The organism is Streptoalloteichus hindustanus (genome assembly GCF_900129375.1).
GTDB lineage: Bacteria > Actinomycetota > Actinomycetes > Mycobacteriales > Pseudonocardiaceae > Streptoalloteichus > Streptoalloteichus hindustanus.
On the sequence record NZ_FQVN01000013.1, the window covers coordinates 97027 to 121453 of the forward strand.

26 protein-coding genes, 1 pseudogene and 1 CRISPR repeat array are annotated in these 24427 nt (G+C 70.5%); of the genes and pseudogenes, 15 read left to right on the forward strand and 12 right to left on the reverse strand.

The window, feature by feature from the left end:
• Positions 1 to 277: 277 nt before the first annotated feature.
• Both BUE43_RS34445 and BUE43_RS28320 read right to left on the reverse strand, forming a co-directional pair.
• A complete protein-coding gene (locus BUE43_RS34445) occupies positions 278 to 649 on the reverse strand; it encodes a histidine phosphatase family protein (RefSeq protein ID WP_143174449.1) in 372 nt (123 codons plus the stop codon).
• Positions 650 to 1131: 482 nt separating this feature from the next.
• Positions 1132 to 1366 (reverse strand): annotated as a pseudogene (locus BUE43_RS28320) (transposase); the annotation flags it as partial.
• A 248-nt stretch (positions 1367 to 1614) separates the two neighbouring features.
• Here BUE43_RS28320 and BUE43_RS28325 point away from each other — a divergent pair.
• The 6 genes from BUE43_RS28325 (at position 1615) to BUE43_RS33825 (ending at position 7251) form a co-directional block, all read left to right on the forward strand.
• Positions 1615 to 2457, forward strand: coding sequence for an alpha/beta fold hydrolase (locus BUE43_RS28325; protein ID WP_083960257.1), 843 nt, complete (start codon positions 1615 to 1617; stop codon positions 2455 to 2457).
• A 9-nt stretch (positions 2458 to 2466) separates the two neighbouring features.
• Positions 2467 to 3348 (forward strand): helix-turn-helix domain-containing protein, encoded by an 882-nt coding sequence (locus BUE43_RS28330; protein ID WP_234995972.1) that lies wholly within the window; start codon positions 2467 to 2469, stop codon positions 3346 to 3348.
• 703 nt (positions 3349 to 4051) lie between these two features.
• Positions 4052 to 4468: a DUF397 domain-containing protein gene (locus BUE43_RS28335; protein ID WP_268844452.1), complete on the forward strand. Its 417-nt coding sequence runs from the start codon at positions 4052 to 4054 to the stop codon at positions 4466 to 4468.
• Positions 4469 to 4538: 70 nt separating this feature from the next.
• Positions 4539 to 5729, forward strand: a complete 1191-nt coding sequence (gene fxlM, locus BUE43_RS28340) for a methyltransferase, FxLD system (protein WP_268844453.1) — start codon at positions 4539 to 4541, stop codon at positions 5727 to 5729.
• Positions 5730 to 5862: 133 nt separating this feature from the next.
• On the forward strand, positions 5863 to 6195 hold the full coding sequence (locus tag BUE43_RS28345; protein WP_234995973.1) for a hypothetical protein: 333 nt from the start codon (positions 5863 to 5865) through the stop codon (positions 6193 to 6195).
• Between the two features lie 351 nt (positions 6196 to 6546).
• Positions 6547 to 7251: a hypothetical protein gene (locus tag BUE43_RS33825; protein ID WP_200797696.1), complete on the forward strand. Its 705-nt coding sequence runs from the start codon at positions 6547 to 6549 to the stop codon at positions 7249 to 7251.
• A gap of 303 nt (positions 7252 to 7554) precedes the next feature.
• Here the strand turns inward: BUE43_RS33825 and BUE43_RS28355 are convergent, their stop codons facing one another.
• Entirely contained in the window at positions 7555 to 8238 is a 684-nt protein-coding gene (locus BUE43_RS28355; protein ID WP_234995974.1) for a hypothetical protein, read from the reverse strand.
• Between the two features lie 277 nt (positions 8239 to 8515).
• Here BUE43_RS28355 and BUE43_RS28360 point away from each other — a divergent pair, with 277 nt between their 5' ends.
• The gene (locus BUE43_RS28360) at positions 8516 to 9184 is read left to right on the forward strand and encodes a hypothetical protein (protein WP_073489175.1); all 669 of its coding nucleotides are present in this window, start codon (positions 8516 to 8518) and stop codon (positions 9182 to 9184) included.
• Between the two features lie 249 nt (positions 9185 to 9433).
• The gene (locus BUE43_RS28365; RefSeq protein WP_073489177.1) at positions 9434 to 9847 is read left to right on the forward strand and encodes an Imm1 family immunity protein; all 414 of its coding nucleotides are present in this window, start codon (positions 9434 to 9436) and stop codon (positions 9845 to 9847) included.
• Positions 9848 to 10503: 656 nt separating this feature from the next.
• Positions 10504 to 11016: a CRISPR direct-repeat array (repeat unit 26 nt; unit sequence CTCATCCCCGCGTGCGCGGGGCCGAC).
• A 62-nt stretch (positions 11017 to 11078) separates the two neighbouring features.
• Here BUE43_RS28365 and BUE43_RS28370 read toward each other — a convergent pair.
• Positions 11079 to 11819 (reverse strand): TioE family transcriptional regulator, encoded by a 741-nt coding sequence (locus BUE43_RS28370; RefSeq protein ID WP_407697142.1) that lies wholly within the window; start codon positions 11817 to 11819, stop codon positions 11079 to 11081.
• A 119-nt stretch (positions 11820 to 11938) separates the two neighbouring features.
• Between BUE43_RS28370 and BUE43_RS28375 the strand changes: the two genes are divergently transcribed.
• A complete protein-coding gene (locus BUE43_RS28375; protein ID WP_073489181.1) occupies positions 11939 to 13213 on the forward strand; it encodes an erythromycin esterase family protein in 1275 nt (424 codons plus the stop codon).
• Positions 13214 to 13226: 13 nt separating this feature from the next.
• Here the strand turns inward: BUE43_RS28375 and BUE43_RS28380 are convergent, their stop codons facing one another.
• The 3 genes from BUE43_RS28380 to BUE43_RS28390 form a co-directional block, all read right to left on the reverse strand.
• A complete protein-coding gene (locus tag BUE43_RS28380; RefSeq protein WP_073489183.1) occupies positions 13227 to 13883 on the reverse strand; it encodes a polysaccharide deacetylase family protein in 657 nt (218 codons plus the stop codon).
• A gap of 192 nt (positions 13884 to 14075) precedes the next feature.
• The gene (locus BUE43_RS28385; protein ID WP_073489186.1) at positions 14076 to 14750 is read right to left on the reverse strand and encodes an HD domain-containing protein; all 675 of its coding nucleotides are present in this window, start codon (positions 14748 to 14750) and stop codon (positions 14076 to 14078) included.
• Positions 14751 to 14783: 33 nt separating this feature from the next.
• Complete coding sequence (locus BUE43_RS28390) at positions 14784 to 15251, reverse strand: hypothetical protein (RefSeq protein ID WP_073489188.1); 468 nt, start codon at positions 15249 to 15251, stop codon at positions 14784 to 14786.
• An 85-nt stretch (positions 15252 to 15336) separates the two neighbouring features.
• Here BUE43_RS28390 and BUE43_RS28395 point away from each other — a divergent pair, with 85 nt between their 5' ends.
• The 4 genes from BUE43_RS28395 (at position 15337) to BUE43_RS35835 (ending at position 17572) form a co-directional block, all read left to right on the forward strand.
• On the forward strand, positions 15337 to 15678 hold the full coding sequence (locus tag BUE43_RS28395; RefSeq protein ID WP_073489190.1) for a helix-turn-helix transcriptional regulator: 342 nt from the start codon (positions 15337 to 15339) through the stop codon (positions 15676 to 15678).
• Positions 15675 to 16349 (forward strand): permease prefix domain 1-containing protein, encoded by a 675-nt coding sequence (locus BUE43_RS28400; protein ID WP_073489192.1) that lies wholly within the window; start codon positions 15675 to 15677, stop codon positions 16347 to 16349. The genes BUE43_RS28395 and BUE43_RS28400 overlap by 4 nt, the downstream gene beginning before the upstream one ends.
• A gap of 90 nt (positions 16350 to 16439) precedes the next feature.
• Positions 16440 to 16844, forward strand: coding sequence for an Imm1 family immunity protein (locus tag BUE43_RS28405; protein ID WP_073489194.1), 405 nt, complete (start codon positions 16440 to 16442; stop codon positions 16842 to 16844).
• 323 nt (positions 16845 to 17167) lie between these two features.
• Positions 17168 to 17572 carry a YdcF family protein gene (locus BUE43_RS35835; protein ID WP_327083593.1) on the forward strand — a complete coding sequence of 135 codons (405 nt, stop codon included), beginning with the start codon at positions 17168 to 17170 and terminating at the stop codon, positions 17570 to 17572.
• A 14-nt stretch (positions 17573 to 17586) separates the two neighbouring features.
• Here the strand turns inward: BUE43_RS35835 and BUE43_RS28415 are convergent, their stop codons facing one another.
• Positions 17587 to 18609, reverse strand: a complete 1023-nt coding sequence (locus BUE43_RS28415) for an NADP-dependent oxidoreductase (RefSeq protein WP_073489197.1) — start codon at positions 18607 to 18609, stop codon at positions 17587 to 17589.
• Between the two features lie 252 nt (positions 18610 to 18861).
• On the opposite strand from BUE43_RS28415, the gene BUE43_RS28420 reads away from it, so the two are divergent.
• Positions 18862 to 19728, forward strand: coding sequence for a helix-turn-helix domain-containing protein (locus BUE43_RS28420; protein ID WP_073489199.1), 867 nt, complete (start codon positions 18862 to 18864; stop codon positions 19726 to 19728).
• 24 nt (positions 19729 to 19752) lie between these two features.
• Here the strand turns inward: BUE43_RS28420 and BUE43_RS28425 are convergent, their stop codons facing one another.
• Together BUE43_RS28425 and BUE43_RS28430 are read right to left on the reverse strand one after the other, a co-directional pair.
• Complete coding sequence (locus BUE43_RS28425) at positions 19753 to 20574, reverse strand: Clp protease N-terminal domain-containing protein (protein WP_073489201.1); 822 nt, start codon at positions 20572 to 20574, stop codon at positions 19753 to 19755.
• 110 nt (positions 20575 to 20684) lie between these two features.
• Positions 20685 to 21818 (reverse strand): alkene reductase, encoded by a 1134-nt coding sequence (locus BUE43_RS28430; RefSeq protein WP_073489203.1) that lies wholly within the window; start codon positions 21816 to 21818, stop codon positions 20685 to 20687.
• A gap of 53 nt (positions 21819 to 21871) precedes the next feature.
• On the opposite strand from BUE43_RS28430, the gene BUE43_RS28435 reads away from it, so the two are divergent.
• Entirely contained in the window at positions 21872 to 22279 is a 408-nt protein-coding gene (locus BUE43_RS28435; protein WP_073489205.1) for a MerR family transcriptional regulator, read from the forward strand.
• A 49-nt stretch (positions 22280 to 22328) separates the two neighbouring features.
• Here BUE43_RS28435 and BUE43_RS28440 read toward each other — a convergent pair whose 3' ends face one another.
• Together BUE43_RS28440 and BUE43_RS28445 are read right to left on the reverse strand one after the other, a co-directional pair.
• Positions 22329 to 22928 (reverse strand): GNAT family N-acetyltransferase, encoded by a 600-nt coding sequence (locus tag BUE43_RS28440; protein ID WP_073489268.1) that lies wholly within the window; start codon positions 22926 to 22928, stop codon positions 22329 to 22331.
• 183 nt (positions 22929 to 23111) lie between these two features.
• On the reverse strand, positions 23112 to 24158 hold the full coding sequence (locus tag BUE43_RS28445; protein WP_073489207.1) for a metallophosphoesterase: 1047 nt from the start codon (positions 24156 to 24158) through the stop codon (positions 23112 to 23114).
• Between the last annotated feature and the right edge of the window lie 269 nt (positions 24159 to 24427).

Consider the following 24427-nt stretch of genomic DNA (forward strand, 5'->3'; position numbering starts at 1 on the left):
CCTGCATCCACGCCGATCGCCGGATGTCCGCACATGCCGCATATCGGGCGTTCAGGAACGCGGTGTCAGCCGGTCGTCAGCGTGACAACCTGTTCCACTCCTGCGCTGCGGTCGGTGGCCCACGAAGGCCACCGGGTCCTCGCGCCCCGGATGCGGCCACCAGGTGCGCGCCGATCGGCAGGCCGTCGCCGTCGACGTGCAGGGGCGGGGAGATCGCGGGCCGGGCGGGTGAGGCGGCGGCCACCGGGGAGGGTGGCCTCGAATGCCGATCGTGGGTTCATCGTGTCTTCTCTCCACCAATGGTCGGGCAGCGCTGGGGTAGAGGGGTGGTGTCGCCGAGCGCGACGAGTTCCCAGCGCTGCCAGGTGATGGGGACGCTGTCGCGCTCGCGAACGGCGCGCAGGGTGGTGACGCTCGCGGGGGCGACGGTGAGGTGGAGGGTACGCAGGACGGGTGTGCCGATCAGGTAGGTGAGGGCGGCGTGGATGGTCTCGCTGTGGCCGATGATGACCAACGTGCCCTCACGGTGGTCGGTGAGGAGTGCGTCTGGTACTCCAGCCGTGGTTTGTGATGCTGGGCGTGTCTTCGCTGGTAGTGGACTTGTTTGGCGCGGTGTTGGTGGCGTCGTCACCACAGCCACCACTCCCACCCACCATGTCCACTGTGGAGCGAGTCAGGTGTGCCAACAGACGGCAGAGCTCGCCACACCTGGCACTGGTCCAGACCGACCTCGGTCGTGGCGGCCCGGAAACACACCTCGATCACCGTGCCCCCGGCCACCCGAACCAACCTCTCATCCAAGGTCGAGGCCGGAGCACAACACAGCTCGTGGGCCAGCTCCGGCTCGACGCCCTCGACAGTGATCTGGCGGCGCACCACCAACCACCGCGCCCCGTCCGGGATGTTCGGCGATGGTGTGCACGGTCGCCCCGGCCCAGTCATACCCAGCGGGGCCCGTGGGCGCCGTCCCCGGCGGAGTACCACTTCCCGGCCCCTTGCGGGGCCTCCAGCGATCAGGTGGTCGACGCGAGCCGTGGCGAACCCACCCCCGGGTAACGGCCGGCTGTGGGGAACCGCGACGACAGAGCCGATCCGGTGCTGATCCAGCCAGGACCGGAACTCGTGGTCCTGTTGGCAGTTCCCGATGCCTCCGGCGGTTCCGGAGTACTGGCGCTGCACACCGGCCGACCTGGTGCCCTTGGGCAGGAACCCGGTCTCGTCCACGATCAACACCCCCTCGGGGCCAGGCGAGGTATTCGGCCACGTAGCCCCGCACGTCGTCCCGCACCCCACCGGCATCCCAGGTGGCGGTGTTGCACAGGCGCTGCCCCCCATCCGGGGCGCCGTCCCCGGCGATCGGGGCCAACAGCCCCTCCGGCCGGTCGTCCACACGGCGATGCCTCCACCGGTCAGCACAAGATCCGCACGCTAGTAGGCCGTGATCACAAACTGCGGCTGGAGTACTGGGCGATCGCGCAATGTCCTGTGATGCCGACCAGCGGACGTCTTTCGAGCGCTCGCTGGAGCTGAGCACGCGGTGACAGTCCCGCGACGACAGTCGCACGACGACATTTGTCCAAGACTGGTGGTCGGCGATCCGTGCACCATCCTCGCATGCGTGAGAACGGTGTTGAGCGTGCGCAGGGGATGCACGTGGTGCACGACGGTCCGCGGCAGGCGCCGCCGCTGGTGCTCATCCACGGATCGGGGGCCTCGGGTGCCTCGTGGAGCCCGGTGGTCCCGGCCCTTGCTGGCCACCACCACGTCATCCGGGTCGACCTCCCGGGCTGTGGCCAGTCCCCACCGTCACCGTCTTACGACGTGCCCGCGCAGGCGAGCGGAGTGGCGGCGGTGCTCGACGACCTCGGCCTCGGTCATGTCACCGTCGTCGGGCACTCCAGTGGCGGCTACGTCGCCACCGCCCTCGCCGAACAGCGCCCCGACCTGGTGGGCTCGGTCGCGCTGATCAGCTGCGGCCCGCATCCCGACGCGCTGCGTCCCCAGCCGCTGATCCTTCGGATCCTGCTGAGCCCGCCGTTCGGTCCGCTGATCTGGTCGAGGCGTTCGGACGCGATGGTTCGCAAGGGAATCCGGGCAACGGCCGCTCGCCCGGTGGACGTGCCCGACGACGCGGTCGCCGAGCTCAAGAACATCTCCTACCGCACGTTCAGGACGATACTGCGCCGCAACACCGAGTACATCGCCGAGCGCAGCGTGCCCGATCGTCTGGCAGCCCTCACCGTCCCGGTGCTGGTGATCTTCGGTACCGCCGACCCCCGCTGGGACCCGTCGTCGGTGCGCCAGTACGAGGCGGTGCCCACCGCCCGGATCGAGCTGCTGTCCGGCGTTGGACACCTCCCCGCGTTGGAAGTGCCCGAGGCGATCAGCGAACTGCTGCTGGGCTGGACCGCGCGGCAACGGACACTGAGCGCCCCGCCCGTGGTCCCCGACCCCTAGGCTGGTCGTGTGCTGCCGACCGGAACACCGCCGGACTGGAGAACGGTGGACATCGCGGTCCCGCGCCGGTCGAATCGGCTGCCGGGGATCAGCATGGCCGGGTTCCGCCAGAGTCTCCCCGCCCCCGTGGACATCGCCATGGTCGCGCACCCATCCGTCATCCTGCTCATCGACCTGAGCGAGGGGGAAAGCGTCGTCTGCAGCAGCCGCGGCCGCCACGAGCGCGGCAGCGTCGTCATCGGGCTCATGCCCGGCGAACTGCGGGCAGGTGGCTGCGTGGCCGAATGCCTCCAGATCCGGCTGGAGCCGGACGTGGCGGCCGCGGTGCTCGACGCATCACCCGACCTCAGCGGGACGATGGCACCCCTGGCGGACGTCTGGGGCCGCGACGCCGGGCGGATCGAGGACCGGTTGCGCGCCGCCACCTCGTGGGACGAACGGTTCACGATCGCGGCCGAGGTCGTGGGCCAACGGCTGCGCGCCCGCACGCCGGTCGAACCGGAAGTCGCCCACGCCTGGCGGCGGACGCTCACAAGCCGAGGGCAGACACAGGTCGACAGCCTGGCAGGCGAGGTCGGCTGGGACCGCAAGCGCCTGTGGTCCCGCTTCCGGTCCCAACTCGGAATCAGCCCCAAACGCGCCATCCGACTGGTGCGGTTCGACCACGCCGCCCACCTCCTCGCGACCGGCCACACCGCCGCCGACGTCGCCGCCGAGTGCGGCTACGTCGACCAGTCCCACCTCCACCGCGAGGTCAAGGCGTTCACCGGGCTCACACCCTCGGTCGTGGCCGTCGCGCCGTGGCTCGCCATCGACGACGTCGCGTGGCCCACCTCATCACCAACCCGCGACCCCGCGACAGCCGGCCAACACATCCCCACGCGTCGTTGAACAGCCCGCCTCCGCGAAGCCGACCCGACCAACACCGACGCCCAGCCAGAACGGCCGATCCGCTCGACCACGGGCACCATGCCGAGTCCGAACGCTCACACGCGCTGACCGGTGAGCTCCCTCTGACGCTAGCCGGCCAGATCCGCGCGTCCCAACGTCCGCTTCTGCCCATGGGAGGTAGGCAGTAGCCGCGTCATCCCGCTCGGATTGGCGATGCTGGTGTGGTGCCAACTCCACGAGCTCCTCGGCACGAACGCCTGTGTGGCCCAGGATCTCCACGTAGGACCATTCCCAGAACGCGGCTTCCTTCATCGTCTGTCAGGGACCGGACCGCGCCGATCCGCTGGTCGAGGACCCGCACCACCGGGAACTGAGGGTCGTCCTGGTGGCGCTGGTCGGTGCGGGCCGCCCATCCGCTTGCAGGAGCGGCCGTTGTGGGTGAACACCCCGTTCAGCGGCGCGGCGCGCGCGGCCGCCAGGTCCCGCAAGCCGGTGCAGCGCTCCTCGACGCGCGCGACCAGCGTCGACAGCAGCGGCTGGCGCTGGCGGACCCGGTCGGCCATCCGCTCCCACCGGCAGCAGAAGTCCAGTGCCTCCGTCGATCCGCGGCGTCGCGTCCTGGCGCACGCGCACCGCCTCACGCCACTGGTCGTAGACCTCCGACGCGATGTCGAAGTCCCGCTGATGGGACGCGATCTTCTCGATCTCGCTCCAGAACGGGGCTCGCGTCGAGGTGGCCGCTGCCGCGAACGTCGCCGCGGTGCGGGGCTCGAAGAACCCGACCGCCCCGGCGCTCGTGTTCGCGCCGGCCGCGTTCACCGCGTTCGTCAACACGGTAAAGACGGGGCGGCTCGGTCTGAGCCGCCCCGGAGAGAAACCGACGGCGGGGACCAGACGCGACGGCCCCCGCCGTCTTCCGTCGACTCGCGATGCTGGCCACTGCTTCCAGTGCTTTTGGAGGCAAGGAAGCTGGCCGTGCCGCGGGATGTCCGGCTCGACGTTGCCGGCTTGGATGATGTCGAGCTCCCGCGTCAGATCAGGCGGAACCTCTCAGAGGATCTCCCCAACCGTCCTCGTATGCCGGCAAAACCCGGATCACAGCGGGCTCCGCCCCGGCTGACATCAGGCCGGAGGCGGCGCGGCGGCCTCCGCCTCCGCCACGCTCTCGGCGACCAAGCTCGGCTGAAAAGCTGCGTGCGGCAATGGTGGAGAGGATCCGCACATCCGGACACGCGCACCGAGCCGAGGTCGAGCAGGTACTGCTTGCGACACCGCGCCACGAGTTCGTGCCGGACGCCGACCTGTCGCTCGCCTATGACCCGTGGCAGGCGGTGATCACTCACCGATTCGTCGACGGTCGGTCGTCGTCCTGCGCGTCGGCGCCGTGGTTGGTCGCGGCGATGCTCGACCAGCTCGACGTCCAGCCCGGCAACCGCGTCCTGGAGATCGGCGCCGGCACCGGCTACAACGCCTGCCTGCTCGCCCAGTTGACCGGACGCGCGGACCTGGTGACCACCATCGACATCGACCCGGACGTCACCGCGCGAGCTCGACGCTCGTTGACCGCCACCGGCTACGGCGACGTCCACGTGATCACCGGTGACGGCGCGCTCGGCTACCCCGACCACGCCCCCTACGACCGCCTGATCGCCACCGTCTCACCGTGGGACATCCCCGTCCAGTGGTGGAAACAGCTCGCCCCCGGGGGACGCCTGGTTGCGCCGCTGCGGTGGCGTGGACAGGGGCGCAGCGTCGCCTTCACCCACACCCACGGCCGGCTGGTCTCCGACTCGCTGCACCTGTGTGGCTTCGTGTACCTGCTCGGCGAAGACGACGGCGAACTCAGCGGCTCGATCACCTCGGACGGCCTGGTCACACTCCACTGGGACCGCGACCAGGCCGTGGACATCGCCGCGCTCCACACGGTGCTCGACCAGCCCCGCGTCACCGCGTGGTCCGGGGTCAGCCTGGGCGGCAACGAGTCGCACGACGGCCTCTGGCTCCAGCTGACCGTCGCCGATCCCAGGGTCTGCCGGATCAAGGTGCACGCTGATGTCCCGCCCGAGGTGTGCGACCCGGTACCAGGGTGGTGGCGCATGGCGCTTGTCGAGGGCAGCACGCTGGCCTACCTCACGTCTCGTCGCCTGGAGACCGGCGACGAGGCGCGCTGGGAGTTGGGCGCCATCGGCCACGGTCCCGCCGCGACAGAGCTGACCGAGTACCTGTGCGACCGGATCCGAGCCTGGGCGCCGGAGCGAGACCAGCACAAGCCGATGCTGACCGTCTACCCCGCCAACACCCCGGACAGCGAACTCGCCGGACCGGCCATCGACAAGACCCACAGCAGGTTCGTCCTCACCTATCGGGACCTGGCCAGCTGACCTGCCACAAGCCGTCTGACGGGCCGGTCTTCCTCCAGAAGCGTTGGTCAGGTGCCTCACACGGGTTGAAACGTGAGGTTTGCTTGGGTGGCAAGGGCTTACGGTGCGGCCCGTGGCACGCGCTGGGGTGGTGTTGGGTGAGTACTTCGCAGTGGTACGCCGGTTCCTGCAACCGGTGGGGAAGTCCGCCGACCACACCCGGCTGTGCGGCTTGGGGCGTGCGGTGTTGGGCGGGGACGGTTCGGTGTTGCTGTCGTTCCTGCACACGACGCGGCGCTGCCTGACGGCTCATCGGGCGCCGGAAGAGGTGTGGGCACGGCACGAGGCGGCGTTGGCGGTGGTGATCGACCTCGCCGCGGAAGGGGCGACGTTCGAGCGGCTGGATGAGGAGTTCCACCGCGATCTCGTGGCCGCCTATCAGCTGTGTTGGGACTCCGGTCCGCAGTGTCAGGCCCACCGGTATTGAGAAGGACCGTCGCGGCCTCCAGCCAAGGCTGGCACCTTCTCGGGGCGCGCTCGTATCGGGGCACCTGGTCGCCGATAGGAGTCTCATCATCAGCACCAGCCGGTCGGACAGCGGCCGCCCGCACCCCCGCCACCATCGCCACACCAGAGCCTGCCGCCGTCCACAGAACCGAACAGAAGGCGGCCGTCAGCGGTGCGGGGTGTGATCCGCGGGACGACTAGGCCACCGACGGTGGGCAAATGAGCCAGACGGGCAGGAATCGAGGGCGATGTGCTCGCCACCGCGAACTTCTCCGGCGACCCGAAGGAGCCGTTCGAGTCTCCCGGGAACCCAGGTCGGGGCGACCGTGGCATGGGTACACGGCTGATCCCGTCGCTGGGCTGGACGAGGCCCTGGCCGCCGTCGACGCCGTGGACCGGGTCCTCGGGGCCGGACTGCTGGGCCCCAACCTTCCAGAGCGAGGGCCTCACGGCGCTGGCCGACGCCGTCGCCGGCTCGCCGCTGGCGGCCGTGGTCACCGAGGCGACCGAGAAGGCCGCCGCCGACGGGGACCCCGTCGGCGCCCTCGCCGTCGCCCACACCGCGCTGCTCGGCTCCGCGCACGACGCGTTCACGGCCAGGCTCGGAGAGGCGACCGGCCGGGCCCTCGGCGAGGTGTCCGCGGTGGAGCCCTCCGAGGGGCAGGCGGTGAACCTGCTGGCCGCCGCCCGATCCTGGCTCGACGACCTGGCACGCGCTGGCTGGCGGGGCATCGACCACGACGTGGTCTCCGGGGCCGCGCAGATCGTCTCCGCGATGCCGCCGGACCCGGCCCTGCGCCGCCTGGCGACGCTGCTGGACGGCTTCGCCGCCGAACTCGCCGCGTCCGGCCCCGGCGACCACTGCGCCGGCCCCCCGCTGGACCGGCTCCCAGCGCGGATCGCCGTGCCCGTGTTCCTGGAGGGCTACGAGGTCCACACCGACGACGAGCCCCTGACGTTCACCGTCGCCGGGCACGCGCTCGCCGTCGACACCGGCCGCGTTCCGGTCGTCGGAACTCCTGGACGCCCAGAGTGACCGTGCGCCGCACCGGTTCGGTGGCCCTCCCCGAGGTGTCGCCGTTCGTGGAGTTGCTCCACCGCGCATACGAGACCGAACCGCTTGTCACGCCGTGAGCGCGGCCCATCCTCGTCCCAGGCGTTGACGCTCCCGGGGGCAACCCTCCTTCTCTCAGGTAGGGAGGATCGACCCCCAGAATGTGTCGGAGTGGCGACGTTCAGCACCGCCGTCGAGTGCGCCAGCGTCCGTCCACCCTCGCTTCCGGACGCCATCGCGCGGAAGCCGCACCAGATCCAGAACGCGCTCGGGCGGCCTGTCCCGCTACCTGTGCCAGGTGACCGAGTGCGAAGGGGAGTCCTCGTAGGGTGCCTTCGTGTACGAGAACGAGACGATCGGGTCCGAGATGATCCCGAACATCAACTCGCACGTCTCGTACTCCGCGCCCTTGGTCGAGAAACTCGGGGGCGCGAACACCTCCTCCTGGCAGCCCGTGACGTCGACGGAGCGGCCGACCGCGAGCACCGATCCGGGCCAACCGCCGCTCCTGGTGGTGGCGTGCATCGACGGCACCCGGATTCTGGTGAGGTTGGCGCCATCGATGTTCGTCAGCTTCTCGCGGACGAAGAAGAACGTCTTACCTCGGATTTTCTTCTTGTCCTCGTCCTTCAGCGCCAGCTTGCCGATCTCCTCTTCCGTGACCGGCGCCGTGTCGACGGTGACCGAGACTCCGAGCAGTCCCTTCGCGTAGGAGCTGTAGTACGGGATGACCGCCTGCTCGCCGAACTTCAGCCTGGTGCCGGGGCGGGCGGCGTTCTCGCTCAGCTCCAGCGTGGGAGTCGCGGTCAGGTAAGGCTCTTCAGGGGGCTTCGAGACGGTCGTCGAGGGGACCGGAGTGGTCTGAGTGGTCGTTGCTGGTGCTGCTGAGGATGTCTCCGGTGTGCTCGTGCAGGCGCTGGCGGCGAAGGCGAGCGCGGCGAAGACGACAGGAAGGCGTCTCGTTCTCATGAAAACCTTTGTGCCCCTCGTTTTGACTGTTTACCGAGGTGATCTTAATGGCCTTGACTTCGATGTTCGCTCCGAGCCAGCATCCGCCCGGCGCTTGACCGAAACTTCGCGAGATTCGTCTTCGCGCTACCCGGAACGATGATGTGGCGGTCGAAGCGCGAGATAGACGGACGGGCGGTCGGAAGGAAGGACGTTCCGTTGCCATAGCGAGGAAACTGGGCAACAGCGACACGCTGTTCCGCATCCTCGCTGTCTCGCGTTGCTAGCGTGGTAGAGCATGAGCGGCGAGCAGGACAACGACAGCTTCCGCCATCCCGACGACACGCAGGTGGACGTCGTCGCAGCCCGCTTCGGTTTCACGGTTGGGCAGGGTGACTGGGAGAGCCTGGTACGCGGACTTCGTGGCACCGCACCCTTCACCACGCTGCTGGACTACGCCCTGGGCCTTGCTGTCTGGACCGCCCGCCAGGATGCGGATGCGGTCGGCGTCACCGACCGGGATTACGTTGTTGAGAGGCCAGCGGTGGTCCTGGTCGCGCTCGCGTTGTACCGGGTGGCCCGCCAACAGCGGATCTACGACATGCTTCGGGTCCCGATGCGGCAGGCGGTTGCGGTGCTGACCGATGACCAGCGGGCGCGCCAGGCGGTTGCGCAGCGCCCCGGACAGAACCGTGAGCCCTCTGGTCGGCTACGCGAAGACGACCGTGCTGCGTTGTTCACGGCGATGACCTCCGGTGGCGATCAGCCATGGCAGCGGTGGCGACGAGCCGCCCTGCACATCCTGGAAACAAACGCCGACGACAGCGGAGTGACGTCGTTCTCGGGGCCCGTGCTGCATCACCGCTTGAGTCATGTGCGGTGGGCAAGGGTGCGGCACTGCTGGTACGAGCATCCCGAACTACCGCCGATCGTGCCGATCGAGGAAGGCAACCCTGGGCTGCGGTAGGGACGCGAAATCCTGGGCTCTCGCGCTTGGGCCGCGAAGAGCATGGTGCGCTACGTGAGGGATCAGTGCGATGTGCTGGGCAGCGGAGGGTAGTCACTGTCGTGAACGCCAGGGTGCACGGCAGCTCGGCCCAACTCGGTCGGCTAGCAGTTCGGGCACGCCGGCGGCTAATCGCAGGCGACGCCAGAGGTGCCGGCACCGCGGTCAACGACGAAGTGGCCGACGCTGGGTCTACCGAGGGATTCAACAATGACGTTGGAAGCTAGCTGGCGTGTCGTGGACGGTGACGTTTGGAGAACCGAGGGATTGACCATTACCACCTCTGAGCAGGTTCGCCAGTTGATCGTCGCGCTCTCGCGCCATGACACCACCGACGCCCGCGCCTACCTTCCCCAGCGTCCCCTGCTGCCCAGCGGCTGGCCGGACCACGAGATCATCATCGGTGTGCGCGGCGATCGCGGTTCCCTGCTCTACAGCGATGGCGACATCGGCGGCTGGGTCACCCTCGGCGATGGACCGGAAGATCCTCCCGTCTACGCAGAAGGAGAGTTCCCTGCCCGCTGCGAGATCCCCCTGCCGGAGCTGGAGGAGGCGCTGGTGGAGATGGTGGAGGCCGGCCGGCGACCGGAATGTGTGGTCTGGCAACCCTTCGAGGAGGGATAAGCCGCCTCAGGGACGGGCCTTCCAAGGTGGCCAATCAAGGCCACAATCCGGCCAGGAGGGTTCCCAAACCCTGACGTCTGCCTCCACCCGTCGGGCGGTGTCCCACGCCGACCTGGCCGAGATCAACCAGGCCGCCCACACCAGTGGCAACGTTCCCGAGCTGGACGCGCTGATCCTGCGGTTGCACACCGAGACCGCCGGCCGCCGCGACAGGGGGACCGGAGGAGTCGGTATCGGTAGGCCGCCCGGGTCTGCTCATCAACGTTGCAGGCCACTTCCGCACGGGCTGTTGGGGTGGGACTTCTGGGTGTCAGGTCAGGACTTTGGTCCCCGGCGTGTCGCTGGCGCCTGAGCCAACATGGATACCAGCGACGGGACTAACCCTCGAAGACCGGAATCGGGGCCGGTGAGGGGGAAGCCCAGTGGTTCGGGGGAACCGGGGTCGCACATCCTCGGCTCGGTCTTCCAGGGCTGACGAGCAGAGGCGACAGGGTGGGGTGGCTGGTGGGGACCAGCCACCCCACCTTCTCATTTCCCCACACTCGCAGATGCGGGACCGACGACGGGATGCCCTACGCCATCGCGGACTCGTTCGACCCACCCCCGCGCGCGGGGCCGGCCGACCCAACACCACGCTGGAGACGGCGCGGGACGGGCTCATCCCCGCGTGCGCGGGGCCGACCGGAACCATCCAGGTCAGCAGCCGCTCACAGCGGACTCATCCCTGCGTGCGCGGGCCGACCTCGGCCGCCTTGGCGAACGCTTCGCGGTGCGCGGCTCATCTCCGCGTGCGCGGGGCCGACCCGTCGCCGACGCTGACGGCGGCGCGGGCGTAGGGCTCATCCCCGCGTGCGCGGGGCCGACTCATCCAGCTCGGCCACGGACGGCACGTCCATAGACTCATCCCCGCGTGCGCGGGGCCGACCCGCTCATGTGGGAGTGCAGCGCGGCGAGCACGGGCTCATCCCCGCGTGCGCGGGGCCGACTCGCCGAGCTGGTCGGCGGCGGCGAGGCGGCGCGACTCATCCCCGCGTGCGCGGGGCCGACGAAGCGGTATGTGCGGATGCTTCGCCCTCCAAGGGCTCATCCCCGCGTGCGCGGGGCCGACTCGCGAGATGGGGCGCGGACCACGTTCCAGCACGGCTCATCCCCGCGTGCGCGGGGCCGACCCTTCGTGACCTGCGGCGATAGAGGGTCGTGGGCGTGGTTTTGACCTGTTCGGTTTTGGTGCTCAGCACAGTAGATCACTCGTTGTGGGTGGGGGTGGTCTGAGGTCGAGGTAGTGGGCGAGGTGGGCTGAGGCGTTGAGCATGGCTCGGCTTCGGTGGTGGAGGCGGGTGCGCCAGGTGTGGAGGGCTTCCTCCAGGGGGGCGATGCCGCCTGCGTCTCTGACGTGGGTGATGACGGGGGCGATGTGTTCCAGGAGGTAGCCGCCTCGTCGGAGTTGGTGTGCGAGGTGGGCGTCGCGGACGGTGTCGGGTGGGTAGAGGCGGTAGCCGGTGGCGGGGTCGCGGGTGGGGTGGAGGATTCCCGCGTTCTCCCATTTGCGCAGCGTGGCTGGGTGGACGTCGAGGCGGTGGGCCAGGGCGCCGATGGTCAGGGGCGCGGTGTCCGTCGTCGGGGTGAGTTCGGCGGAGGTCAGTTCGCCGAGGGCGGCTGCCACCTCATCGAGGGTGGTGCGGTCCCGCAGCAGGTCGGCGTGGCCCTGGTCGATGAGCCGGAAGGCGGTCTCGTCGTCGTGGGCGTTGGCGGCGCGCAGGATTTCGGCGGAGACCTGGTGGCCGAAGCCGGCGCGCAGGGCGAGGAAGGCGCGCAGCGCCTGGGCGTGCAGTGGGGAGTACTGGCGGTAGCCCTGGGGGCCGCGGTCGGCGGGCGGGAGGATGCCCGCTTCCTCGTAGTTGCGTACCGCCTGCGCGGACAGCCCGTGCTCGCGCGCGAGGTCCGCCGGGCGAAGGGCGCCCTGTCGTGTCACCCCTGACCTCCTGTTGAGGGTTCTTACGCTCATCCTCGGGCTGAGACCAGTCGAAGTTTCAACGGAAAGTTCAAGGATACGGTGGAAGGTGCTGGAATCACCGCAAGGAAGGGAATTCCGTGTCACTTCCCACCGCTGTGCGTTCGCTTGGTTGGCACTTCGCCGACGACGCCGGTCTTGGCGCCGCGCTGGACCACTTCCTGGACTCTCGGCCGGAGCGGCCGCAGTTGCTCGGGCTCGGGGAGCCCACGCATGCCCTCGGGGTGTTCCCGTTGCTGCGGAACCGCGTGCTGCGGCATCTGGTGGAGCACCAGGGTTGCCGCTCGATCGTGGTCGAGAGCAACTGCCTGACGTCCCCGGTCGTCAACGACTACGTCACCACCGGTGATGGCGACATCGACACCGTGCTGTCCACCGGTTTCAGTCACGGGTTCGGCGGCCTGCCCGGGGCCAGGGAGCTTGTCACCTGGCTTCGCGACGTCAACCGGGGGCGTGAGCCGGAAGACCAGATCCGGTTCTTCGGGTTCGACGCCCCCACGGAGATGACCAGCGCCGCCAGCCCCCGGGTCACTCTGACCGGGCTGCACCGCTTCCTCACGGCCCACCTCGGGCCCGAGCGGGTTCCTCACTCCCTCCCGACGATCGAGTCGCTGCTCGGCGACGACGACGCCTGGACCAACCCGGCGGCGGCGATGGACTCCACGCAGTCGGTCGGCGGGTCGGCCGAGGCGCACCAGCTCCGCGTGATCGCCGACGATCTGGTCGCGGTGCTGGAGACCGAGACGCCCGGCCTCCGGCATGCCGGCACGCCGGCCGAGTTCGACCAGGCGTGCCTGTTCGCCCGCATCACGCAGGGGATGTTGCGCTACCACGCCGCCATGGCCGATCCCGGGCCGGGGCGGGTCGGGCGGATGCTGGCGATCCGCGACGCGATGATGGCGGACAACCTTGTGGCGCTGGCGAAATCCGAGTCGCGGCGGGGGCTGTCACTGGTCTTCGCCCACAACGCCCACCTCCAGCGGAGTCGCGGCCACTGGCGGCTGGGGGAGATGGACCTGCGGTGGTGGAGCGCCGGGGCGATCACCGCGGACCGCCTGGGCGGTCGGTACGCGGTGATCGCCTCCGACTTCGGTGTCGCCCCCGAGCTCGGCGTTGCCGGGCCGGAGCCGGACAGCCTCCACGGGGTGCTCGCCGACGCCACCGAGGCGTGTGCCCTGTATCCGGCCAACGCGCTGGCCGGAGCCCTGGACGGTCATCCCGCGCTGGCTCCCCGAGTCGTGGGCGACCCGCGCTACATTCCGCTCGACGCCAGGGGAATCGGCGGCGTCGACGCGGTCGTGTTCGTCAAGGATGTGTCCACTCAGGACGGTCAGTGCGAGGAAGTGCCCGCCTGACGGGGCAACCGCCTCACGGTGCGGTCACCACGGCCGTCCCGTCGCGGTTGACGATCTTGCCGGGGCACAGGCCCCTGGCGCGGAGGTCGCGCACGATCGGCACGACGGCGGCGAGGGTGTTGCGGTGGCCGTCGTGCATCAGGATGATGCCGCCGGCCTTGGCGGTGCTGGCCGCCTTGACGATCTTCTCCGTGCTGACTCCGGCCCAGTCCCAGGTGTCGACGGTCCACATCACCTGGGCCATGCCCTGCCTGCGGGCCTCGGCCTCCACGGCGGCGTTCGTGTCGCCGTAGGGCGGCCGGAACAGCGTCGGCGTCTGCCCGACGATCTCGCGGGTGACGCGTTGGGTCTCCGCCAGTTGCTTGGTCAGTTCGGCGGGGTCGACCTTGGTCAGGTGCGGGTGGGACCAACTGTGGTTGCCGAGCCACATCCCCGCCGCGACGGTGGCGCGCAGCAGGTCGGGGTTCGCTTCCTCGTTGTAGCCGATGTTGAAGAACGTCGCCCGTGCGCCCACCGACTGCAACGCGGAGAGCAGTGGGCGGGTGAACTGCTTGTGGGGTCCGTCGTCGTAGGTCAGTGCCACGTAGCCGGAACAGTGGGGTGTGGCGGCGGTGGCGGGAACCGGGAGGGTGAACAACAGGGCGAGAACCGCGAAGGTGCGCAGGAGCATCCTTCCTCCTCGAAGGATGACGACCAGGGCACCTCCACTATGTGTCCGCCGGCGGCGCCTCACAACGGGTGCGGGCGCGCCGCGCCCCGCGCGCGGGGGCCGGTGTGGGCAGATGACCTGCCCACACCGGCCTTTCCCCGGGGTGCGTGCGAACTTGCGTGGGTGAAAGAGGTCAGACCAGCTTGGCGCGGGTCATCCGGTGCGGGGGCGGTAGCCGTCGTAGTCGTGCCAGCTCGGCTCCTTGTCCATCAGCTGCCGCCATGTCGGCCAGGCGTCCCCGGTCTTCTGGCGGACGAGTTCGCCGGGGAAGCTGAACAGCGGCGCCTTCTGGGGTTTCGCGAGGGCCTGCTCGACGACGAGGTCGTAGAGCACGGCGCCGGTGTGCAGGCGGGGCAGCACGGCGTGGACGCGGTCGGCGTAGCCCGGGGGGAGTGCCGGGCCGGTGGGGCCGAGGTCGTAGCCCGCGCCTTCGGTGACCAGGGCGATCTCGGGTTGCTTGCGCGAGGCGACCTCGAAGTACAGGTGCAGTGCGACCGCGTCCCAGACGACCTCGATCCGTTCGGGGTCGACGCCCTGCTTGGTGAGGAACTCGGCGGCCAGGTCGGCTCCGTCGATGTCGAAGCGCTGGTCGCCGTTGCCCTTGGGGCCGAGGCCGACGTCGTGCAGCACGCAGCCCAGGAACAGCAGTTCGTCGTCGTAGTCCTCGTCGGGGCGCAGACCTCGGTGCTCGCCGAGGAAGCGGCCGTAGAGGTAGGTGCGCATGCTGTGGTTGAAGATCGCGGCGTGCACGTTCTCCCGCGCGAACTGGGTCGCGGCCCGGGCGAGGTCGGTCCGCGGGAACGGTAATCCATCGTAGACAGTCGTCATGTCACTCTCCTTTGAGTGTTGGGGGTTTCGCGGTCAGGCTCCGGTGGTGGAGCCGGGGCGGACGATCATCAGGACGACGACGACCGCCCACAGCAGGTTGAAGACGCCGGTGAGCATGGAGAGCCGGGCGGCGACCGTGCGGATCTGGTCGCGGGCCACGTCCTCCCCGGGTGCGAGCAGCGTCCGCTGGCGCGGCAGGATGGCCGCGGCGAGGATGACCGCCGCGATGGCGGTCAGGATGATCGAGATGATCAGCCAGGTGTCGGTGAGGACGCCGAGCTGGGCGGCGGTGGCGGCGCCGAAGGTGGGGACGGCGAGGCCGACGATGGTGTAGGCGCGGCAGATTCGGTGCAGGAGCGCGGCGATGGTGGCGGCTCGTGTCCCCTTCGCGCCCGCTCCCGCGGTCCGCGCGTAGCGCGGGAAGAGCGAGGCGGCGACGGCGATCGGTCCGACCGTCAGGATCGCCGCGAGGACGTGCACCGACAGCATCAGCTTGGTCACCGAAAGTTCCTTAACAGGTAGCTGTCCTATATGTTGGCTGGCAATAGATAGCACGTCTACGCACCCTTGTATAGGGTGTCTACCTATGAGGCCGGACGCCGTACGAGGTCACCTGGACGCGATGTTGCTGTCAGTGCTCGAAGCCGGGCCGCTGCACGGCTACGCGATCATCACCGCGGTCCAGGACCGCAGCGGGGGAGCGCTGGAGCTGCGCACGGGCACGATCTACCCCGCGTTGAACCGGCTGGAGCGACTCGGACTGCTGCGCAGCAGCTGGCAGTCCGTGGGCGAGCGCCGCCGCCGCTGCTACGAGCTCACCAACGTCGGCCGGCGCGGCCTCGCGAGCGAGCGCTCGGCGTGGCAGGAGTTCACCTCCGCGATCGGCTCCGTCCTCAACCCCGCCGCCTCGACGCGGCCCGCCTCGTGACCACCCTCGACGAGCGGATCGCCGCCGCACCCGGCGGCCCGATCGAGGACTACGTCGCGGCGCTCTCCGCCGCCCTGCACGGCCCCGACCGCGCCAAGGAGCGGATGGTCAAGGAGATCCGCGACGGTCTCACCGACACGGCCGCGGCCTACGCCTCCGACGAGGCGCCCGGCGACGAGGCCGCCCGGCGGGCGGTGCGCGACTTCGGGACCGTCGACGAACTCCTCCCGGGGCTCCAGCGCGAGCTGACCATCGCCCAGGCCCGGCACACCGCCCGGACCGCCGCCGTCACCGTCCCGGTCCTGGCCCTCGTCTGCATCCTGATCCGCACCGCCGAACACGACCCGGACTGGCCGCTGCGGGCGCTGGCCTCGCACCTGGCCGGGCTGGCGGCCGTCGCCGGCGTGCTGGCCACCGCGGCCCTGGCCGCGACCGGCCCCCTCGCCCGCTGGCTGCCCACCCCGCACCGGCTGCCGCTCGTGATCGCCTGGACCGGAACCGGCGCGGCCGTCGCCATGGGCGTGGCCACGCTCGGGCTCGCCACCACCTCGGCCCTGGCCACCCACTGGACGCTGATGGTGCTGGCCGGCGCGCTCACCGCGTTCTCCCACGCCGTCGTGGCCGCCTCGGCCCGCACCTGCCGCCAGTGCGCCCGCCTCGCGGCCCAGTAACGCGAAAGCCGATGGTGGGGCCACACGGGTGACCCCACCATCGGGTCCTACTCGAACCTTCAGCCGGGCCTCTGTCGGAGACGAGGACGTATGACGATCGAGGTGATGTGGCGGACTGTCGAGGACGATCGGTGGCGGGAGCACCGCGAGTTGATCCGCGACGCCGAGAGCCTGGCCCGCGTGGTGGGGTTGTTGGAGGACCCCCGGGTTGACGGAGCAACCGCCCACCACCCCAGTCACGAGGGGTTCTCCGAGATGGTGTTCGGCGTGCGGAACGGACGTGGAGCGCTGTTCTACACCGACGCCGAGGGCGCCTGGTACACGCTCGGCGAGGACGAGGAAGGTGGGGAGGAGCGGGAGCCTCCCGTGTGGTTCGAGGTCGACTTCCCGCCTCGCGCCGAGGTGCCCGCCGAACTCGTGGCTGTGGCGTTGGACGAGTACCGCCAGACCGGGCAGCGCCCCACGGTGGTGCGGTGGCAGCCGATGGAGCTGTGACTCGCGGCAGGCGCGACCCGACGCCGCCCAGGAGCCAGGAGCGTCTTCATGTCACCCAGCGTCGTCAAGGCTGTCACCGAGAACCAGCGTCGCGACGCCGAACGCATCTGGTCCTGCCACCAGATGCGGCATGAGCTGCGTCCCTGCTCGGCGGCCATCGCGCTGGGAAGCTACGACCTCGGGGTGGCCGCGCACGCCGCCACGCTCCACCACGAGGGCATGTTCCCCGTGGTGGTGTCACCGGTGCCACCAGCGCGGCCAGCGCCGGCCGCTTTCCTGGGGGAGAGGCCGTCGCGTTCCGGGAGCGGGCTCTGGAGCTGGCAGTGCCCGACGCCGTCATCCTCGTGGAACCGAACGCCACCAACACCGGGCAGAACATCGAGCTGTCCCAGAAAGTCCTTCAGGATGCCCGGGTCGCCGTGGGTTCCGTCCTGCTGATCAGCATGCGGTACAGGGAACTCCGTGCCTTCGTCACCTGTGCCAAGCAGTGGGCGGAGGTTTCCGTCCTGTGTTCCTCCGCGCCCCTGGCCTACCGGGAGTACGTGGCGACGATCGGGGACGAGAAGCTCGTCGTCGACGACCTCGTCGGCGATCCTCAGCGGATCATGGAGTACCCGGCGACGGGTTATGCCGTCCCCCAGGACATCCCCGGCGACGTGGTGTCCGCCTACCACCGGCTCGTGGCCGCTGGCTTCACCTCCCGCCTTGTTGTCGACGCCGTGAACTGATCGCGACGCCGTCGTCACCGGGTGGCGAGGTGGACGAGCATCTTGCCGATGTTGGCGCCGCGCAGCACGCCCAGGAACGCGGCCGGGGCCTGGTCCAGTCCTTCGACCACGGTCTGCTCGGTGTGCAGTGAGCCGTCGGCCAGCCAGCCGGCCGCCTTCTCGATCCACTCCGGCCACCGGTGGTAGTGGGAGGGGACGAAGACGCCGCGCAGGGTGAGTTCCCTGGTGTAGGCGTGGAAGAGGTTGCGGGGGCCGGGCACCGGTTCGGTGGCGTTGTAGCCGCTGATCGCCCCGACCAGGGCGAAGCGGCCGCCGGGGCGGGCGGCGTCGAGGGCGGCCTCCAGGTGGTCGCCGCCCACGTTGTCGAGGTAGACGTCGATGCCCTCGGGGGCCGCGTCGGCGATCTGGTTGTGCAGTGAGCCGGCGCGGTAGTCGACGGCGATGTCGAAACCGAAGTCGGAGACCAGCTTGGCGGTCTTGTCCGGTCCGCCCGCCGTGCCGATCACCGTGGCCGCGCCGAGTTTGCGGGCGAGTTGTCCGGCCACGCTGCCGACCGCGCCGGCGGCGGCGGAGATCAGGACGGTGTCGCCCGGTCGCACCGGCGCGGCCTCGGTCAGGGCGACGTGGGCGGTCAGGCCGGTCGCGCCCAGGGCGCCGAGGTAGGCCGGGGCCGGGGCGAGGGAGGTGTCGACGATGCGTGCGGCGGTGGCGTCCAGGACGGCGTGTTCCCGCCAGCCCTGGAAGTGCGTGACGGTGGCCCCGACGGGGACGGCGGCGTCGCGCGAGGCGATGACCTCGCCGAGGGCGCTGCCCTCCATCACCTCGCCGAGCCGGAACGGCGGGTTGTAGGACGGGCCGGCGTTCATGCGGCCGCGCATGTAGGGGTCGACCGACATCCAGGTGTTGCGGACCAGGATCTGGCCCGGCGCGGGTTCGGGCAGCTCGCGCTCGACCAGGGCGAACTGGTCGAGGGTCGGTTCGCCGTCGGGACGGGAGGCGAGGTGGATCTCGCGGGTGACGATGCGCGGGGAGGCCATGGGGCTGCGTCCTTGTCTGCTCTGGGCACGATGTCAGGTCCCGCACACGGGCGGGATGGGGACCGTGGTGGCCGCCGTGGATCACGGCGCACCTCGGTGTCGTTGACAGCCTGACGACGAGCAGGGCCGCTACCCAGCCCCTGGTGTTGGGTACTCAGTTCTTGGGCAGGTTGCGCGTGGTCGCGGATCGACCGCGAAGTCGGGTGATCGAGATCGCCGGGTCTCCGCGACGGCTCGGGTAGCGTTGATCAGGTGGAGGGGGATGTCCGCGCCGAGTTGAGCCAGTTCCTGAAGTCGCGTCGGGCGCGGCTGCGGCCGGAGGTCGTCGGGTTGCCCGACCACGGACACCGTCGGCGCGTCCCGGGACTGCGTCGCGAGGAACTCGCCCAGCTCGCCGGCGTCAGCCTCACCCACTACGTCCGGCTGGAGCAGGGCCACGGCCGCAACGTGTCCCCCGAGGTCCTCGACGCGGTCGCCGGCGCCCTGCGGCTGACCAGGGACGAGCGCGCCTACCTGCACAGCCTGGTTCGTCCCGTGTGCCGTCGTGGCGACCGTGCCGGAGCGCCGGTCGTGCGCCCGCAGCTTCTGGACCTGGTGGACTCCATGGAGTTGACCCCGGTCTTCGTGCTCGGCCACCACACCGAGCTGCTGGCCTGGAATCCGCTGGCCGTGCGGGTGTTCGGCGACTTCGCCGCCATGCCGCCCGGCCAGCGGACCCTGTCACACTGGCTGTTCTTCGCGGAGAGCACGCGGTCGTTGTTGGGAAAGGCGTGGGCGGAGCTCGCGCGGGTCAACGTGGGCATGTTGCGCGCCGCCTCGGCCCGGCGCTGTCACGACGAGCGCCTGCGCGGGCACGTGTCGGTGATGCGGACGCGAAGCGCGGAGTTCGAACGGATGTGGCAGGACCACGACGTCCTGGAGTGCAGCCACGGCGGCGAGAGCGTCTTCGTGCTGAACCACCCCGAGGTCGGTGAGCTGACGCTCAACTACCAGAACCTGTCGCTGCCCGTCGACCTCGAACTGGGCGGGATGCACGCGTGGACCGCGTCGTCGGGTTCCGCGTCCCGTGCGAAGCTCCGCGGCCTCGCCCTTTCCGCTTCCTCGTCCTCTGTGGACTGAGCACCGTCCACAAAGGACTCGGGGTCAGTCCTGTGTGGACGACAGGTTGAGGTGCTCCTCCAGTCGGGCGATGCGCTGGTTCAGCGGCTCGATCTCCTTGCGCACCACCACGGCGAGTGCCTGCTGCACGCCCGCCGGCGTCGCCGACTGGGGCTGCCCGCCCTGCGCCCCCGGCTGGCCCTGCGTCCCCGGCTGACTCTGGGCCGCCTGCTGACCCTGGGCCCGCAGGTGGACGTAGCCGGCCAGGGCGGCGGTGACGGCGCGTCGGGCGAGCCGGGCGTCGGCGCCCAGGGCGCGCAGCACCTGTCCCGCGACGCCGTCGGGTTCGGCGGCCAGGCCGAGCAGCAGGTGCTCGCAGCCGACGTAGTTGTGGCCGAGGGAGGTCGCCTCGGTCACCGTCATCTCCAGGGCGTTGGCCGCCGGCCCGTCGAACCGCCGGGGGTCGCTGTCCTCCGGGGGCGCCTCCCGGGGCGCGGGGCGCTGGCGGTCGAGCTCGCGGGCCACGCGCTCGGGGTCGATGTCCATGGCCCGCAACACGTGCAGGGCCAGGTTGGTGCCCTCGGCCAGCATCGCGCCGAGCAGGTGCTCGGTGCCCAGCCGGGGCGCGCCGTCCTGCCTCGCCTGGTCGACCGCCAGCTTGAGCACGGTGCGGGTGCGCGGGGTGAAGTGGGCCAGCGCCCCGACCGGCTCCTCGTCGTCGAGGTCGACCAGGACCGCCTCGCGGATGGCGGTGACCCGGCGGACCGCCTGTTCCAGGGCGCGTTGGCAGATGGCCGACACCGGCACGCCGGCGTCCTTCACCGCCTCCGCCAGGTCGTCGGGCAGGTACACGTTGATCTTCGGCATCACGGGGTCCTCCAGTCGTCCCTGTGGGTACCCCCAATGTAACCCCATTGGGGTTAGAAGTCGAGGGCTGATCTTCGTGGAGGGGCGCCGGCGCGGGAGGGGAGCGGTGCTCAGGGCGCGACCGGTTGCGCCGCCTCGGTTTCCTGGCGCAGGTCGGCCAGCACGGGGTAGTCGGTGTAGCCGGTCTCGCCGCCCACGTACATCAGGTGCGCGCTCTGGACCGGGTTGAGCGGGGCGTTCACGCGCAGCCGCTCGACCAGGTCGGGGTTGGCCAGGAACGGGCGGCCGAGCGCGATCAGGTCCGCGCCGGCGGCCAGCAGACGCTCGCCGTGGTGGTGGATGTCGAGGGTGGTGGGGTTCTGCGGCAGCGCCGGGTTGGCGATCAGCGGCCCCGCCCACCGCTTCCGGATCTCCTGGAAGACGGGCTTGTCCGGGTCGGCGAACACGATGTGCAGGTAGGCCAGGTCGAGGTCGGCGAGGGCGTCCACGAGCGCCGGGTAGATCTCCTCGGTGTCGTCCTCCTCGACGCCGTTGACCACGAGACCGGGGGACAGGCGCAGGCCCACCCGCTCCGCGCCGACGGCCTCGACGACCGCGCGCACGACCTCGACGTGGAACCGGATGCGGTGGGCGACCGGGCCGCCGTAGTCGTCGGCGCGCTGGTTGGTGTTGCGCGCCAGGAACTGGTGCAGGAGGTAGCCGTTGGCCCCGTGCACCTCCACGCCGGCGAAGCCCGCGTCGACGGCGTTGCGGGCCGCCGCGGCGAAGTCGGCCACAGTGGACCGGATCTCCGCCGCGGTCATCTCGCGGGGCACGACCGGGGGCTGGTGCCCGTGCGGCGTGAAGATCGTCTCCGGGAGGGGGATCGGTGAGGGCGCGACCGGGTGCAGCCCGCTGGTGTCGGGGTGGCCGATGCGTCCGCCGTGCTGGATCTGCAGGAACATCCGGCCGCCCTCGGCGCGCACCGCGTCGGTGACCCGCCGCCACCCGGCCACGTGCGCCTCGTTGTGGATCGCGGTGATGTTGGGGTAGGTCTGTCCCACGGCGTTCGGCGTCGCCGCCTCGGCGATGATCAGCCCGGCGGTGGCGCGCTGCGCGTAGTAGGTCGCCATGATCGGGGTCGGGGTGCCGTCGGCGGCGGCGCGGTTGCGGGTCATCGGTGCCATGACCAGGTGGTTCGGCAGGCGCAGGGCGCCGAGGTCGGCGGGCTGGAGGAGGCGGGGGAGCTCTCGGCTGTTCGTCATGCCGGTACGGTAGAAGTTGACACCAGTGTCAGGTTCAAGTCGCGAGGTGGGGAATGCGGATCGGCGAACTGGCCCGGCGCACCGGGGTGAGCGAGCGTTCACTGCGCTACTACGAGAAGCAGGGTCTGCTGACCGCCGTCCGCACGCTGGGCGGGCACCGCGACTACCCCGACGCCGCCGTGGACCGGGTCATCCGCATCCAGGAGCTCTTCGCGGCCGGGCTGTGCAGCGCGAAGATCGCCCAGTTGCTGCCCTGCATGCGCGACGCCGACGGCGGCCCGTCCGAGATCGCCTCTCCGCGGCTGGTCGCCGACCTCACGGCCGAACGCGACCGCATCAACCGGATGATCAACGACCTGGTCCGCTCCCGGGACGTCCTGGACGACGTGATCAACACCGCGTCGGGTCGAAACCAGCGCACGGTGACCCGCCTGGAGGACCGGCACTCGCGAGCGCGGTAGCGGCCACCCGCCCCCGCGGCCGTGCTGGCTCGGGGAGAACGCGTCAATCTCACCAGAGCTTGTCGATCTCCCCGGGGTGGACCTCGACGCGGCTGTGGTGGAAGGCGCGCCGGTTCTGCTGGCCGCGGGGCGTGAAGAAGTTGCCCATGACCACCTTGTCGAAGCCGGGTTGGTCGCTGGGATAGGGGTTTTCCGGGGTTCCTCCGACCATCACCGCGCCCGGCAGCAGATGCCAGCCGGCGCTCTCGTAGAACCCCTGGAGCGGGCGGTCGCAGGTGAACAGGCCGACGTCCAGACCACAGGAGGCCATCCTCTCCCGGGACGCCGCGACGAGACGCCGCCCGTGTCCGCGCCGCCGCGCCGACTGGCGAGTCACGACGCTGCCGAGCCCGCCGGCCCGGTACCGCTGTCCGGCGTGGGTGATCTCCTTGGTGAGGATGTCCAGCGCCGCCAGGACGAGGTCGCCGTCCACGAGCAGCAGGGACAGCGGACGCAGCGCGGGATCGTGCGTGGTGTGCCGGCCGACCCGGGCCGCCGGGTCGAGCGGCGGCAGGGCCTCGTGTCCGGGCCATCCCTCGTGCTGGAGCTCGATGACCTGCTGGCGCAGGTCGGGCGGGGTGGCGTCCTCCGGGAACGACAGGATCCGCACCAACCCAGTGTGCGCCAAAGAGGTTGGGCGACAAGGGGTCGTTCGGGCGTCGATGCTCGCGGGCGAGGAAGGCGTCGCACGCCAAGGGAACGCGGCAGAGCCCGCCGGAGACTCCCGGAGGAGGGGGCCGGTGTCCTGACTGGCTCAGGACACCGGCCCGCCCAACCGCGACACGGGGGAGGCTCAGCGTTTGCGGGTTCGGCTGTGCGCCAGGGTGGGCCGCGCGGTGTCCGCGTCGACCGTGTAGGCGTCCAGGACGACCCGGTCGTCCCGGATCTTCATCACCATGAAGCCGAGGCTGCTGAAGTCCTGCCAGAACGACTTGTTCGTCACCTTGCTGGTGCCGTCGCCGTGCTTGGCCGCCGCGCCGCAGACGACCTGCTCGGTGCCCTTCCAGTCCGGCGCGGTGTCCAGGAGCTGCAACGTGTGGTCGTGGCCGGAGAGCACGTAGTCCGCGCGGCCCACCACGATCTCCCGGTACAGCTCGGCGAGGTGCCGGCCGCTGGTGTAGTCGCCGACCGTGATGCCGTCGTACTCGCCCGCGTTGCCGTGCTTTCCGTTGTTGCGGAACGGGTGGTGGGCCAGCACGACCTTCCACGTCGCCTTCGACTCGCGCAGCGCGCGGTCGAGCCAGGCCCGCTGCGCCCGCATGAAGGGGCCGTTCCAGTAGTAGTGCGGATCGGTCTGCATGACCGTGGAGGCGACGGGATTGGTGTCCAGGGCGAAGAACTCCACCACGGGCTGGGCCGCCTGCTGCGGCACCGCGACCGAGTAGTACCGCGCGGGCATCCACCAGCGGGCGGACCGGGAGTGGTAGGCCACCTCGTGGTCACCGCGCGCGGGCCGGCCGCCGCTGCCCGGGATGATGCCGCTGCAGTCGTGGTTGCCCAGCACCATCAGCCACGGCACGTCCAGCCCGGCGTTGGGCTCCTCGAACTTGGTGTCGAACTCGTCGTCCTCCGGGCTCTCCGGCCCGTTCTCGTAGATGTTGTCGCCCAGGCCGACCGCCAGCGACAGGCCCTCGCGGGCGCAGACCTCCTTGGCCGCCCGCGCCACCGCCCACTGCCCGGCCTTGCCGGTGCCCGCGTCGCCGGTGACGAGCACCGTCAGCTCGCGGCCGGACGGCATCGGGAACTTCCGCACCGGCTGCGCCGCCCTGGCCACCGGCGACAGGGCGCCCCACGCCGCCATCGCCACCGCGCCGGCCAGGACCTTCCGCCGCTCCAACATCCGCCTGCCTCCGTCCGCTTCGCTGCGGCGGTTGTCTACCGAGCGAGTCCGAACCGGCGCCCACGCCGCCGTGAACCCGGGGCGAACGCGGGAGGTCGGGGACTGGTCGGCAGACCTCGCCACGTCGTCGGGCACGTCCGTGAACCGCTGTGCGTGATCACGGAGTGTGGCGGGGCCGGAACCGGGGCCACAAGGCCGTGCCCGGTTCCTCGGTGGACAGGTCGAAACCCGTGGACAGTTTCCCGACAGAGACGGCGGTTTCCGCGTTT